The 14,225-nt window shown below is 61.7% G+C and carries 11 protein-coding genes and 1 other RNA gene; 3 read left to right on the forward strand and 9 right to left on the reverse strand.

Annotated elements, in window-relative coordinates; translation table 11 throughout:
• The first annotated feature begins 46 nt into the window (after positions 1–46).
• Both fnr and DXT77_RS01910 read left to right on the forward strand, forming a co-directional pair.
• Positions 47–781, forward strand: a complete 735-nt coding sequence (gene fnr, locus DXT77_RS01905; protein WP_007951654.1) for a fumarate/nitrate reduction transcriptional regulator Fnr — start codon at positions 47–49, stop codon at positions 779–781.
• A gap of 78 nt (positions 782–859) precedes the next feature.
• Entirely contained in the window at positions 860–1,408 is a 549-nt protein-coding gene (locus DXT77_RS01910; protein ID WP_003223345.1) for an adenine phosphoribosyltransferase, read from the forward strand.
• Positions 1,409–1,516: 108 nt separating this feature from the next.
• Here the strand turns inward: DXT77_RS01910 and DXT77_RS01915 are convergent, their stop codons facing one another.
• The 5 genes from DXT77_RS01915 to dnaX all read right to left on the reverse strand — a co-directional run bounded on the left by DXT77_RS01915 (position 1,517) and on the right by dnaX (position 7,300).
• Positions 1,517–2,665 carry an acyl-CoA dehydrogenase family protein gene (locus DXT77_RS01915; protein WP_119426417.1) on the reverse strand — a complete coding sequence of 383 codons (1,149 nt, stop codon included), beginning with the start codon at positions 2,663–2,665 and terminating at the stop codon, positions 1,517–1,519.
• 184 nt (positions 2,666–2,849) lie between these two features.
• Positions 2,850–3,452: a recombination mediator RecR gene (recR, locus tag DXT77_RS01920; RefSeq protein ID WP_085711931.1), complete on the reverse strand. Its 603-nt coding sequence runs from the start codon at positions 3,450–3,452 to the stop codon at positions 2,850–2,852.
• A 66-nt stretch (positions 3,453–3,518) separates the two neighbouring features.
• A complete protein-coding gene (locus DXT77_RS01925; protein ID WP_119426418.1) occupies positions 3,519–4,553 on the reverse strand; it encodes an NADP-dependent oxidoreductase in 1,035 nt (344 codons plus the stop codon).
• 262 nt (positions 4,554–4,815) lie between these two features.
• Positions 4,816–5,154: a YbaB/EbfC family nucleoid-associated protein gene (locus DXT77_RS01930; protein WP_007951650.1), complete on the reverse strand. Its 339-nt coding sequence runs from the start codon at positions 5,152–5,154 to the stop codon at positions 4,816–4,818.
• Positions 5,155–5,221: 67 nt separating this feature from the next.
• Positions 5,222–7,300: a DNA polymerase III subunit gamma/tau gene (gene dnaX / locus DXT77_RS01935; RefSeq protein WP_119426419.1), complete on the reverse strand. Its 2,079-nt coding sequence runs from the start codon at positions 7,298–7,300 to the stop codon at positions 5,222–5,224.
• Positions 7,301–7,445: 145 nt separating this feature from the next.
• Here dnaX and DXT77_RS01940 point away from each other — a divergent pair, with 145 nt between their 5' ends.
• A complete protein-coding gene (locus tag DXT77_RS01940) occupies positions 7,446–8,195 on the forward strand; it encodes an ABC transporter substrate-binding protein (protein ID WP_119426420.1) in 750 nt (249 codons plus the stop codon).
• 16 nt (positions 8,196–8,211) lie between these two features.
• Here DXT77_RS01940 and DXT77_RS01945 read toward each other — a convergent pair whose 3' ends face one another.
• From DXT77_RS01945 to ligA, 4 genes are all read right to left on the reverse strand, one after another.
• Entirely contained in the window at positions 8,212–10,167 is a 1,956-nt protein-coding gene (locus DXT77_RS01945; RefSeq protein WP_119426421.1) for a hypothetical protein, read from the reverse strand.
• Between the two features lie 232 nt (positions 10,168–10,399).
• An RNA gene (gene ffs, locus DXT77_RS01950) (signal recognition particle sRNA small type) lies at positions 10,400–10,496 on the reverse strand.
• Positions 10,497–10,607: 111 nt separating this feature from the next.
• Positions 10,608–11,774, reverse strand: coding sequence for a putative zinc-binding metallopeptidase (locus DXT77_RS01955; protein WP_119426422.1), 1,167 nt, complete (start codon positions 11,772–11,774; stop codon positions 10,608–10,610).
• 68 nt (positions 11,775–11,842) lie between these two features.
• Positions 11,843–14,200: an NAD-dependent DNA ligase LigA gene (gene ligA / locus DXT77_RS01960; protein ID WP_119426423.1), complete on the reverse strand. Its 2,358-nt coding sequence runs from the start codon at positions 14,198–14,200 to the stop codon at positions 11,843–11,845.
• Between the last annotated feature and the right edge of the window lie 25 nt (positions 14,201–14,225).

The following is a 14,225-nucleotide window of genomic DNA, read 5'->3' on the forward strand; positions in this document are numbered from 1 at the left end:
GGTTACCCTTACGCCTTATGTGTGTTTTCCCACAAGGATTTAAGAAATGTCCGAGCCAGTCAAACTGCGCGCTCATAACCAGGCTAATTGCAAGGATTGCAGCCTGGCCCCTCTCTGCCTGCCACTTTCGCTGAATCTGGAAGACATGGATGCGCTGGACGAAATCGTTAAACGTGGCCGCCCGTTGAAAAAGGGTGAGTTCCTGTTCCGCCAGGGCGACACCTTCGATTCCGTTTATGCAGTACGCTCCGGCGCCCTGAAGACCTTCAGCCTGAGCGATACCGGCGAAGAACAACTCACAGGTTTCCACCTGCCGAGCGAACTGGTCGGCCTGTCCGGCATGGACACCGAGAAACACCCGGTTTCCGCCCAGGCCCTGGAAACCACCTCGGTCTGCGAGATTCCGTTCGAACGCCTCGACGAACTGGCCCTGCAACTGCCACAACTGCGCCGTCAGTTGATGCGCGTGATGAGCCGGGAAATCCGCGACGACCAGCAAATGATGTTGCTGCTGTCGAAGAAAACCGCCGACGAGCGCATCGCCACGTTCCTGGTCAACCTGTCGGCGCGCTTCCGCGCTCGCGGCTTCTCGGCCAACCAGTTCCGCCTGAGCATGTCGCGCAATGAAATCGGCAACTATCTGGGGCTGGCGGTGGAAACCGTGTCCCGGGTCTTCACCCGCTTCCAGCAGAACGAACTGATCGCCGCCGAGGGCAAGGAAATCCATATCCTCGACCCGATCCAGCTCTGCGCCCTGGCTGGCGGCTCGCTCGAAGTCTGATCTCGACCCGCGGCCGAGCGTATCGTTTCAGCCGCGGGTATACTGCGCCGTTTGCAGCCCTGCCAGGACACCTCGACGATGGTCTTCGACTCCTTCGACATCAAATCCCTGATCCGCCCTGTGATCGATTTCCCGAAACCGGGCGTGATCTTTCGCGATATCACCCCGCTGTTCCAGTCGCCAAAGGCCTTGCGCCTGGTGATGGACAGCTTCGCCCACCGCTACGTGGAAGCCGACTTCACCCACATCGGCGCGATGGATGCGCGTGGTTTCCTGATCGGTTCGGTGCTGGCCTATCAGCTGAACAAGCCGCTGGTGCTGTTCCGCAAGCAAGGCAAACTGCCGGCGGACGTGCTGGCTGAAGGTTACGCGACCGAGTACGGCGAAGCGTTCCTCGAAGTGCACGCCGACAGCCTGTGCGAAGGCGATTCGGTGGTGATGTTCGATGACCTGATCGCCACCGGCGGCACGCTGATCGCAGCGGCCAACCTGATCCGCCGCATGGGCGCCCGCGTTCATGAAGCGGCGGCGATCATCGATCTGCCGGAGCTGGGTGGTTCGCAGCGTCTTGAGGACATGGGGATTCCAACGTTCTGCCTGACGCAGTTTGCGCTGACTGACAAGTAATCAGCGCCCTTCTGACCGCCATCGCTAGCAGGCTAGCTCCCACAGGGAAATGCGCTCCAGATGTGGGAGCTAGCCTGCTAGCGATGGGGGCACAAGCCTCATAACAGATCAAAGCCCCATCTGCTTGCTGATGATCTCGTTCATCACTTCCCGCGTCCCGCCGCCAATCGACAGGATGCGATTATCCCGATACAGCCGCTCCACCAGGCTTTCGCGCATGTAACCCAGCCCGCCGAGAATCTGCACCGCTTCGGTGGTGATGCGGTCCGAGGTGTCCGTGGCGAAGTTCTTGGCCATGGAGATCTCCTTGATCACACTCTGCCCCGCCGCCATCTTCGCCGCCTGCCGGTAGGTGAACTCCCGCGAGACTTCCAGCGCCGTGGCCATTTCGGCGAAGCGATGCTTGATCACCTGGAACTTGCCGATGGGTTTGCCGAACGCCTGACGCTCCCGCGCCCACTTCAGGCTCTCTTCCAGCGCCAGTTGCGCGGTCATGTTGGCCATCAATGCCAACGCCAGACGCTCGCTCTGGAAGTTGCCCATGATGCAGGCGAACCCCATGTTCTCCGCGCCGATCAGGTTTCCCACAGGCACCCGGCAATCGTCGAAGAACAATTCAGCCGTGTCCGACGCCCACCAGCCCATTTTCTTCAGTTGTCGGCCGACGGTGAAACCCGGCGTGCCCTTCTCGATCAACAGCAGGCTGATGCCGCCAAATCCGGGCGCACCGGTACGCACCGCGACGGTGTAGTAATCCGCGCGTACGCCACTGGTGATGAAGGTTTTGCTGCCGCTGACCCGATAGTGATCGCCATCGCGTACGGCGCGGGTCTGCAAGTTGGCGACGTCGGAGCCACCGCCCGGCTCGGTCACCGCCAGCGCGCTGATCTTCTCGCCGCAGAGCACTTGAGGCACAACGCGGTCACGCACTTCGGGGCGGGCCCATTTGACGACTGGCGGCAAGCCGATATCCAGAGAACCAAGCCCGGCCACCAGTCCTCCGGAGCCACAACGCATCAGTTCTTCACTGGCGGCGATCTTGGCGAACAGATCACCTTCGTGGCTGCCGCCCAGCGCTTCGGGATAACCGATGCCGAGGATGCCGGCCGCACCGGCCTTGAGGTACAGCTCACGAGGGAAGCTTTCGGCTTCTTCCCACGCATCGATGTCCGGCAGGATCTCGCGCTCGACGAAACGTCTGACGCTGTCGCGGACCATTTGGTGGCTGGGGTCGAAGTATTCCTGGAAGGCGGGCATCGGCGAACTCCATGGAAGGGTTCGCCGAACTTAACCGAGCGCTTGCTTGGTTTTCAACAGGATTGTGAGATTCAGTAAATCCGAGGCGCCTTTATCGCCAGCAGGCTGGCTCCCACAGTGAATTTGCGGCGACCTCAAACCAATGTGGGAGCCAGCCTGCTGGCGATAGGGCCAGTGAGAACAATCAGAGAGAAATCGGCTTGCGTCCGGCAAACGAGTGCGCCAGCGTGCCGCCGTCCACCAGTTCCAGTTCGCCGCCCAACGGCACGCCGTGAGCGATTCGCGAGGCGATCAAACCTTTGTTGTTGAGCAATTGCGCGATGTAGTGTGCAGTCGCTTCACCTTCCACGGTCGGGTTGGTGGCGAGGATGACTTCGGTGAAGGTGCCCGCCTCTTCGATCCGCGCCATCAGTTGCGGAATGCCAATGGCTTCCGGGCCGAGCCCGTCCAGCGGCGACAGGTGCCCCTTGAGCACGAAGTAGCGACCACGGAACCCGGTCTGCTCGACCGCATAGACGTCCATCGGCCCTTCCACCACGCACAGCAACGTGTCGTCACGGCGCGTGTCGGCGCATTGCGGGCACAGATCGTCTTCGGTCAGCGTGCGGCACTGGCGGCAGTGTCCGACTCCTTCCATGGCCTGGCTCAGGGCCTGGGCCAGGCGCGTGCCGCCGCTGCGGTCACGTTCGAGCAACTGCAACGCCATACGCTGGGCAGTTTTCTGACCCACGCCCGGCAGAATTCGCAGGGCGTCGATCAGTTGGCGAATCAAAGGGCTGAAGCTCATGGGGAAAAAGTCCGACAAAACAACGAGACGCGGTTTATACCCGCGCCTCCGGCCAGCGTCAAATCCTCAGTCCTGGGCGACCCGCACCACCAGTTTGCCGAAGTTGCGCCCCTCCAGCAGACCGATAAACGCCTGCGGCGCCTGCTCCAGGCCATCGACCACGTCTTCGCGGAATTTAACCTTGCCCTCGCGCACCCACGGCACCATGGCGCTGATGAACTCCGGCTGACGGTCGCCGTAGTCGTCGAACACGATGAAGCCCTGAATGCGTACTCGCTTGGTCAGCAAGGTGCGTTGCAAGGCAGGCAAGCGATCCGGGCCTTTCGGCACTTCGGTGGCGTTGTAGCCGGCGATCAGGCCGCACAACGGGATCCGTGCCTTGGGATTGAGCAGCGGGACGACCGCATCGAAGACATGGCCGCCGACGTTTTCATAATAGATGTCGATGCCTTTCGGACAGGCCTTGGCCAGTTGTTCGGCAAAGTCCGGCGCCTTGTGATCGATACAGGCGTCGAAACCCAGTTCCTCGACCACGTATTTGCATTTCTCGGCACCACCAGCCACGCCGACGGCGCGCAAGCCTTTGATCTTGGCGACCTGGCCCACCACCGAACCCACAGCACCGGAAGCCGCAGCGACAACCAGTGTTTCACCTGCCTTCGGCTGACCAATGTCCATCAACCCCATGTAAGCGGTCATGCCCGGCATGCCCAGCACACCAAGGGCCATCGACGGACTCGGCAACCCCGAAGGGATCGGGATGATGTTGCGCCCGTCGCTGAGGCTGTGGCTTTGCCAGCCCGTAGCGCCGACCACCAGATCGCCGACCTGGAATTTCGGATGACGCGATTGCTCGACCCGGCTGACAGCCCCGCCGGTCATCACCTCGCCGATTTGTACCGGCGCCGCGTAGGACGGAGCGTCGCTCATGCGTCCGCGCATGTAGGGATCGAGGGACAGGTAAAGGGTCTTGAGCAGCAACTGGCCGTCTTCAAGATCCGGCAGCGCCTCGCGCTCCAGACGGAAGTTCTCAGGTGTCGGCGCGCCCACCGGCCGCGAGGCCAGCACGAAGCGTTGATTGAGGGTCAGAGGGTCGGACATGTCAGCGTCTCCTTTGAATGATGAATTCGGCGGTATAGGGAGCAGACCGTTGCAGCTATTGCGCGTTCGATGTTTATCAGATCAACCAGGTCGACGCCTTCGCGAGCAGGCTCGCTCCCACATTTGAAATGCGCTCCCTTGTGGGAGCGAGCCTGCTCGCGAAGAGGACCTGTCGGGCACCACACCTTTATGAGATCAGAAACAAAAATGCCAGGCGCGATGCCTGGCATTTTTTGTAGCTCATCCAACCCGCCAAGGCGAATCAGAACGGCAGTTTCATACCGGCCGGCAGGTTCATGCCAGCGGTCATGCTGCCCATTTTCGCCTGGCTGTTGGCTTCGATCTGACGCACGGCGGCGTTGACGGCAGCGGCCACCAGATCCTCGACCACTTCACGGTCGTCTTCGTCCAGGCCCGGCAGAACGCTTGGGTCGATGCTGACTTTTTTCACGTCATGACGGCCGGTCATCACCACGGTGACCAGATCGCCGCCGGCCTTGCCGGTGACTTCTGCGTTGGCCAGCTCTTCCTGCATCTTGGCCATTTTTTCCTGCATCTGCTGCGCCTGCTTCATCAGGCCGGCCATGCCACCTTTCATCATGGTAATCACCTCAAAAGTACTTGGATCAATACAGCGCCCGGCGACTTGCGCCGAACGCCTTCAGTTATTAGCCCTGACTGACCAGGGCGTCGACAGGTTCAATAGTATCGTGTCGCACGACCGCACCGAACTGCTGGACCATCTGCTGGATGAACGGATCGCCGTGGATCGACTCCTCCGCCTCGCGCTGACGGTTGGCACGACGCCGGGACGCAGCCTGGGCCGGGGTTTCCTGCTCGGGCTTGATCAGTTCCATGCTCAGGTTCAGCGTGCGGCCATGGTACTGGTTCAACGCATCGTTCAGACGACGCTGCTGAGTGGCGTTGAACAAGGCGCTGTGGGCCGGGTCCAGGTGCATCAGCCAGTTGTCGCCATCGACCGCGATCAGCGTGCAGTTGGCGGCGATGCTGCCGGTCATGCCGGAAATCGGCAGTTTCGGGAACAGCTCCAGCCATTGCAGGGCCAGACCGGTGGCCGGCGCGGCGGCGGGTTCCGGCTCGGGCTCGGGAGCTGGTTCTGCGGCGTGTTCGCTGGCCAGATCATCGAGGTAACTGTAGGCCGAATCCATGTCCGGCTCTATGTAGTCTTCATCGAGCGGTGGCTCGTCGTCCATGTCCATGCCTGGCGTGAAGGCATCGACTTCGGCCACGGACGGCTCAGGGATCGGCGCAGCGGCCCATTCAGGGGCATCCGGCACGACGCTGTCCGGGGTCGGCAGCGGCATTGGTGGCAGTTCTGGCTGCTCGGCAGCCGTTTCCAGCACCGGCTCGACCGCTGGCTGCTGCACAGGCGCCGGTTCTACCGGGTCATTCCAAGGCAGATCGACGACTTCTTCGACAGCGACCGCCTCGGGCTCTGGCTCCGGCACGGTCTCAGGTGCAATTACCGGGGCAACCGGCGCGGGCTCAGGAACAGGTGCAGGTGCAACCACCGGAGCCGGCGCAACAGCCGCAGCAACTACCGGCGCAGGTTTCGGCGCGGCAGCCACTGAGTTTGCGGAATCAACTGTGGCCTGGCTGATCCCCACTGGCTTTAGCGGTTGCCTCGGGGCATCCGCCGTGTCCGCCGGCCGGAAGGCCAGCATCCGCAGCAGGACCATTTCGAAACCGCCTCGCGGGTCCGGCGCCAGCGGCAAGTCGCGACGGCCGATCAGGCCCATCTGGTAGTAGAACTGCACGTCTTCGGCCGGCAAGGCCTGGGCCAGTGCCAGCACCCGGTCACGGTCGCCGTGGCCGTTGTCGACACCTTCCGGCAAGGCCTGGGCGATGGCGACGCGGTGCAGCACATTGAGAATTTCCGAGAGTACGCCGTTCCAGTCCGGCCCTTGTTCGGCCAGGTGGCGCACGGCTTCGAGCAGCGCCTTGGCGTCGCCTTCGATCAAGGAATGCAATACGTCATAGACCTGACCGTGGTCCAGCGTGCCGAGCATCGCCCGTACGTCGGTGGCCAGAACCTTGCCTTCACCGAAGGCGATGGCCTGGTCGGTCAGGCTCATGGCATCGCGCATCGAACCGTCGGCCGCGCGGCCGAGCAACCACAGGGCGTCGTCTTCGAACGGTACGTTTTCGGCGGTGAGGACGTGGGTCAGATGCTCGACCACACGCTCAGGCGTCATGTTCTTCAGGGAGAACTGCAGGCATCGCGACAAAATCGTTGCCGGAAGTTTCTGCGGGTCGGTGGTCGCCAGGATGAACTTGACGTAGGGCGGCGGCTCTTCGAGGGTTTTCAGCAGCGCATTGAAGGAATGGCTGGAAAGCATGTGCACTTCGTCGATCAGGTAGACCTTGAAGCGCCCACGGCTCGGGGCGTACTGCACATTGTCGAGCAGTTCGCGGGTGTCTTCGACCTTGGTCCGGCTCGCAGCGTCGATCTCGATCAGGTCGACGAAGCGCCCTTCATCGATCTCGCGGCACACCGAGCACTCGCCACAAGGGCTTGAAGTGATACCTGTTTCACAGTTCAGACATTTGGCGATGATCCGCGCAATCGTCGTCTTGCCGACGCCCCGCGTCCCGGTGAACAGGTAGGCGTGGTGCAGGCGCTGGCTGTCCAAGGCATTGATCAGAGCCTTGAGCACATGGGTCTGGCCGACCATTTCGCGGAACGAGCGCGGACGCCATTTACGTGCAAGAACCTGATAACTCATCGAAAACCGTCGCGGCAAAGGAAGCAGAAGCGGCTAATGCTAGCGGAGCAAGGGCAAAATTGCATCCGGTGCGCTCTTCTATTCTGGCTAAGCTGCATGGGCGGAGGCATTTGTCGGCACGGGAACGGGAATTACCGGAGCATTTATGCGGTGGGCCGTGGGGGCAATACTGGGAATCAGCCTGAACGTGATGGCCGCGCAGCCGCCGCTGCGTTTTGCCATGGCCGACAGCTGGGCGATGCCGCTGGTGCAATACGAACATGGCCGCCCGACCCAGGGCATTCTTTACGACATGATGCTCAGCCTCGCGACCCAGGTCGGCGCGCCGACGGAGTTTCACGTCCTGCCCCGCACCCGGGTGCAGAACGCCATGGAACACGGCGAAGTCGACGTGCGCTGTTATGCCGCGCAATCCTGGCTGCCGAACCAGTCCGGCGATTACATCTGGAGCATTCCGCTTTTTTTCCAGCGCGACCTGCTGATCAGCCGCCAGGATCAACCCTCCAGCGTCGATCCGGCCCACCTGCCCCGCCAGTCGATCGGCACCGTGCTCGGCTACAGCTACCCCACCCTGCAACCACTGTTCGACGCCGACCGCTTATCGCGCGAAGACGCGCGCAATCAGGAACAGGTGCTGGACAAGCTGCTGGCCGGCCGTTACCGCTACGCCGTGAGCAATCAATGGACGCTGGACTGGTTCAACCAGCGCCTGCTCCCGGGGCAGCAACTGCAAGGGGTGGCGGTGTTGCAGGAGCAGCAGATCGGCTGTTACGTGCGCAACGATCCGAATGTGCCGGTGCAGCGGATATTACGGACGCTGCTGCAGATGAAAATGTCGGGGGAGATTGATGACATTATCCGGTTGTATACCGGTGCCCCCGAAAACGCTCCATAACCCGTGAATCGCTCGATCAGTGTCCCGCCGTATCGCGGAATTTCTGGTACTCGTGATACTCGACCCACGCCACCACATCGTATGGCACGTAAAGCTTCAGCCTGGCGCGGGAGATGGCGATGTACACGGCGCAGATCCGCTGATCGAACGCGTAGGCATCCTTGAATTTCTCGTTGGTCAGCAGCCCCGGCGTCAGCAGCACCTTGTCGAACTCCATGCCGCCCGCCTCTTCCGCCAGCATCAGCATGCAGCCGTTTCCAGTGCTGTCGATCATTCGGTTCAGACGGGTCAGGTCGGCAATCATGAAGCCGTTTTCCAGCTTGGCCTTGACCTGCAGGAACGACTCGTCGAACCGGTTGGCGTCGCACACGGCTTGCCAGTCGGGCAGGTCACTGAAGTACGGATGCACGCCGTTTTCGCTGAATTCGGAACGGTAGAAGTCCGGCTTGAACAGTTCAATGGCCGTGGCCATGAAATGCCTCAGATCATCCTGGGTTCGCTTGTCCGGGAATCTGAACTTGCAGCTTGAATCGTGCAGGTGGATGGCCCAGATCATGGTGTCCCACGGCGATGCCGTCAGCACCACGCAACCCTCGGATGGTACGAAACCTTCCGGGTATTCCTTGATGACGACGTCGGCGTCGCTTGCGCCTTCGAACGGAATCTTGCCCTTCTGCGAGTGCCGGGCGATCAGCGGGTTGACCAACCGTTCGACGTTGCGGCCCGAGCGCACGGAATAGCTGATATCGCTTTGGCGAACTTCATGGTGGCGCTTGACCGGCACGCCGCTGGCCTGTTGATACTCGTCGCCGAGGGTGATCAGCACCTGGCGGCCGCGCTCGATGATCTGCAACAGCGAGCCGGGAATGTCCTGGCTTTCGTCGATCAGCACGTGGGTGTAGCGCGCGGGCACCGCGCAACCGGCGATACAGGCGCGCTTGATCATCAGCAGCGCTTCGAAACCGGTCTGGTTGCCCCACGCCGGATTGAGTTCGAGGTAGCCCCACAGCCGACTCGAATACTCCAACAGAACCTGAGCCTCCACGCTGGAGAGCGGCTGGTTGAAATGAGGCAGATGCTTTGACGAAAAAGTGTGATCACGGAAGCGGCAATAACGCTCGATCACTTTGAGGCAGAGTTCAAGGGTCGCCTGCCCGTCGTGGTGGCGAAAACCGTAGATGTTCAGTTCCTGCGCCAGCGCCTGCCGACTCGGGATTCGCGTCCCCTCCGCCTGAGGCCTGCGACCGAGCATCAGCGACTGTGCAAATGCCAGGAAGGTCTTGCCGGCCTTTTTCTCGCTCGGCCCCACCATGCGCTGGCGAAGGACTTCGAGCTTGGCCGGGGTGCGCGCCAGCAACAGGGTCTTTTCCGGCCGCAGATGCTCCAGCAACGCCACCAGCAGATGGCTTTTGCCGATCCCCGCGTAACCTTGAACGTGCAGGTCTTCGTCCAGATTGGCGCGGAAGGTTCTGACCAGTTTGTCCTGTGCCGGGCTCAACCAGCGCTCGCGCTGCCGGGGCGTCACGATCGGCTGACTGAACGGGTCATGGCTGCGGTGGCGCCGGACTTTGTATTCGAAATCCCACTGACCATCGGGCAACAAGTAGTCGCGTGCGGACACTTCTTCGGCCAGCAGAAAACGCAGGTTCAGCGGTTGGAGGACCTTCAGGCCGAAATACAGTTTGCGCGGATCGAACAGTCGCTGTGCTTCCGACAGCAGGCCCGCCGTTGTTGAGTGCCGCTTTTCGGCGGCCCAGGACAAGAGCCTGGCCAGAATTTTTTCTGCCGCCACGGCGCCGAGATCCTGCTCTGTCGTCTGTACCAGATTCTGGATGACCAGCACTGCCGCCAACTCCGGATCGGTCAGGGCTTCGAGGGCTTTGGTGCCACTCGCCTGCAACAGGTTCGCGCAGGTTTCATCCGTGACGGGCAAGAACACGGGGCTGGATAGATCGGAATGTTCCGGGAGCATAAAACCTCGCGGCCAGGGCCCAGACCTTACAAGGTCGATCCTGGCCAGACTCTTCATTTATTTCGGTTGTGGCGAGTATGCGGGATCGCAAGGGAAATGATTACCCCGCGTCGACGCCGTTGCTAGCAGAGGGTTTGGGGACGAACTGCCAAATCGCAGGCATAAAAAAACCGCAGTGGGCGAAACCCATGCAGTTCGGTGTCGATTCGTTCGATGTTCGTTAAGGTGGTAACCCTACCAGCCACACCCCGGCACACAATGTTCCCGCTGTGGCTGCTGCCTTCCGGCTCTGACCAGGTTCACGGGTAATCGTTGCGGGGGGACCGATAGGGTCACCATAACGACGCTCACCTGTCGGCGAGCCGCGCCATTGTACCTATCTGAGACGAAGTTACAACCGCTGGTTGCAGATTAAAAATATGAAGGGCTTCAAGCACTTGCTATTGCGCCTGAAGCACCTCGTCGGCGCGGCCGCCCTCTTGCTGGATCACCAGATGAATGAAGTGCAGCTTGGCGATTGCCGCCGGCGGCAACACGAACGGATAGAAATCCGGCTGGCCCATGCTGCGCGACAGCTCATTGAGCATGCCGGCCAGTTCGATCCACGCGTTGACGAACGACAGGAACGCCGCGCCGCCGGGATGTTCGGGGTCGTACAACGTGCTCGACGGAAACGGCTGGTAATCGAGGTCCATCTCCCGGGCGCTCATGCCGAAACCCAGCGCTGTGTCCACCGCGTCCATCATGTGCAGGTAATGGGCCCAGGTTTCCGCCCAGTCTTCCCACGGGTGCATGGTGGCGTAGGCGCTGACGTAGTGCTGCGACCAGTCCGCCGGCGCGCCCTGCTGATAATGCCGCTCCAGCGCCTCGGCATAACTGGCTCGTTCGTCGCCGAACAGGTTGCGGAATGAACCCAGCCAGGGGCCGTTGGCGATCAACCGATCCCAGTAGTAATGCCCGACCTCATGGCGAAAATGCCCGAGCAACGTGCGATAGGGCTCGTGCATCTGCGCCCGGACCTGCTCGCGATGGGCGTCGTCGGCTTCTGCGATGTCGAGGGTGATCAGGCCGTTGGCGTGGCCGGTCATCGGTGCATTACCTTCCAGATCGACACCGATGAAATCGAACGCCAGGCCGGTTTCTTCGTCGACGGTTTTCGGGATGACCGGCAGACCAAGGCTGATCAGTTGCGCCACCAGACGGCGCTTGGCGATTTCCACCTTGCGCCAGCGCTCGGGGTTTTCCGGGACTGACAGATCGGGAATGGTGCGATTCAGATCGCAAGCCGCGCACAGCGTGTCGTGATCGCTGGCGGGCAGCAGCCAGTTGCAGGCGGCCGGGGTATCGAGATTGGCGCAACGCCGGAACAGGCCGGCCTCGGGATCGGCATCCAGCGTCCAGGTGCCTTCAAACGGCCCCGGTTGCAGCGACGTCAGCCGACTGTGTTCCGGTTGATAACCCAATGCTGCGTTGCAGGCCAGACACTGGCTGTTGCGAAAGAACAGCGACTGGCCGCAGCGGCACGGCCAGACTTTACTGTTGCGCGAGGATTCGCCCATGAACGGCGCGACGATGCGGGAACTGAGCTGCTCGAAAAAGCGGTACATGGCGATCTCTCCCTGGGGCTTGCCAAGACTAGATCATTCCCGCGAGTCGATCGTTCCCGCGCGTTGCGTCAGGCAGAAATACCGTGTCCTTTGAGGAACGCGATAAACGCCTCTTCGTCCATCACCTTCACGCCCAGCTCGTTGGCCTTGGTCAGTTTCGACCCGGCGCCCGGCCCCGCGACCACGCAATGGGTCTTGGCCGACACGGAACCGGCGACCTTGGCGCCAAGGCTTTCCAGGTGTTCCTTGGCGACGTCGCGGCTCATCAGCTCGACCTTGCCGGTCAGTACCCAGGTTTCGCCGGAAAGCGGCAGGCCTTCGACGACTTTCTTTTCGCTCTGCCAGTGCATGCCGAAATCGCGCAGCTGCTTTTCGGCGCTTTCCGCCAGTTGCCGATGCTCGGGCAGTTCGAAAAACTCACGAACCGAGTTCGCCTGCTTCTCCGGCAATGCCTGGCGCATGTCCAGCCAGTCAGCGTTCATCACCCCTTCCAGCGTTTCGAACTTGTCCGCCAGCTTCTGCGCCCCGCCCGGCCCCACCGAAGGAATGTGCAGCTTGTCGAGGAAACCGCCCAGCGTGGTGCTCGCAGCAAACTCGGCGCCCAGCTCGCCCTGATCCTGAATCTGCAAACCATGACCCAGCAGCTCGCTGATCACCTGCTGGTTGTGCGCATCTTCAAAGAAGCTGTGAATCTCGTGCGCCACTTCCAGACCGATGTCCGGCAGGTACGTCAGCACTTGCGGCAAGGCTTGCTGGACGCGCTCCAGCGACCCCAGCGAGCGCGCCAGCACCTTGGCGGTCTCCTCGCCGACATCCGGGATACCCAGCGCATAGATAAAACGCGCCAGACCCGGCTTCTTGCTGTCTTCGATGGCGGCGAGCAACTTGTTGCTCGACACCTCGGCAAAGCCTTCCAGATCGACGATGTCGTCGAACTTCAGCGCATAAAGATCAGCCGGCGAACTGACCAGACCTTCATCGACCAATTGCTCGACGCTCTTGTCGCCGAGGCCTTCAATGTCCATCGCCCGACGGGAAACGAAGTGAATGATCGCCTGCTTGAGCTGCGCACCACAGGCCAGTCGGCCGACGCAGCGGTACACCGCGCCTTCGCTGATGGTTTCCTTGCCCTTGCTGCGCTTGACCAGTTGCGTGCGTTCGACGTGGGAGCCGCAGACCGGGCAGCTCTCGGGAATCTGCACCGGCCGCGCATCTTCCGGGCGGCGATCGATGACCACTTGCACCACTTGCGGAATCACGTCACCGGCGCGGCGAATGATCACCGTGTCGCCGATCATCAGGCCCAGCCGCGCGACCTCGTCCATGTTGTGCAGCGTGGCGTTGGCCACGGTGACGCCAGCAACCTTCACCGGTTTCAAGCGTGCCACCGGAGTGACGGCGCCGGTGCGGCCGACCTGGAATTCCACGTCGAGCAGCTCGGTGAGCTCTTCCATGGCCGGGAATTTGTGCGCAATGGCCCAGCGCGGTTCGCGGGCACGGAAGCCCAGTTCGCGCTGGTCGGCAATACTGTTGACCTTGAACACCACGCCGTCGATTTCATAGGCCAGCGAGTTACGGCGCTCACCGATATCGCGGTAGTAATCCAGGCATTCGCCGATGCCTTTGGCCAGTTTCAGCTCATGGCTGATCGGCATGCCCCAGGCTTGCAGCTGCTTGAGGTTGCCGATGTGAGTATCGGAGATGTCGTGGGACACCTGGCCGATGCCGTAGCAACAGAATTCCAACGGGCGATTGGCGGTGATTTTCGAATCCAGCTGACGCAAGCTGCCAGCCGCCGCGTTGCGCGGGTTGGCGAACGTCTTGCCGCCGACTTCCAGTTGCGAGGCGTTGAGACGCTCGAAACCGGCCTTGGACATGAACACTTCGCCGCGCACTTCCAGCGTCGCCGGCCAGCCTGTTCCGTGCAGCTTCAGCGGGATGTTGCGCACTGTGCGCACGTTGACGCTGATGTCTTCGCCGGTGGTGCCGTCGCCGCGGGTGGCGCCGCGCACCAGCACGCCGTCCTGATACAGCAGGCTGACCGCCAGGCCATCGAGTTTCGGCTCGCAGCTGTATTCCACTGCCGCACCACCGCCGAACAGATCACCGGCCGGCAGGTCCAGACCTTCGGTCACCCGGCGGTCGAACTCGCGCATGTCGGTTTCTTCGAAGGCGTTGCCGAGGCTGAGCATCGGCACTTCGTGACGTACCTGGGTGAATGCGGTCAGCGCCACGCTACCGACGCGCTGGGTCGGCGAGTCGCTGGTGATCAGTTCCGGGTTGGCCGCTTCCAGCGCCTTGAGCTCGTGGAACAACCGGTCGTACTCGGCATCCGGAATGCTCGGCTCATCGAGAACGTGGTAACGGTAGTTGTGCTGATCGAGTTCAGCACGCAGCTCTAGAATGCGGGTTTCGGCGGCAGTCATGGGTGTTCTCTCATAAAGCAAAAGA

The sequence above is a fragment of the Pseudomonas sp. 91RF genome (assembly GCF_003576265.1).
GTDB lineage: Bacteria > Pseudomonadota > Gammaproteobacteria > Pseudomonadales > Pseudomonadaceae > Aquipseudomonas > Aquipseudomonas kribbensis.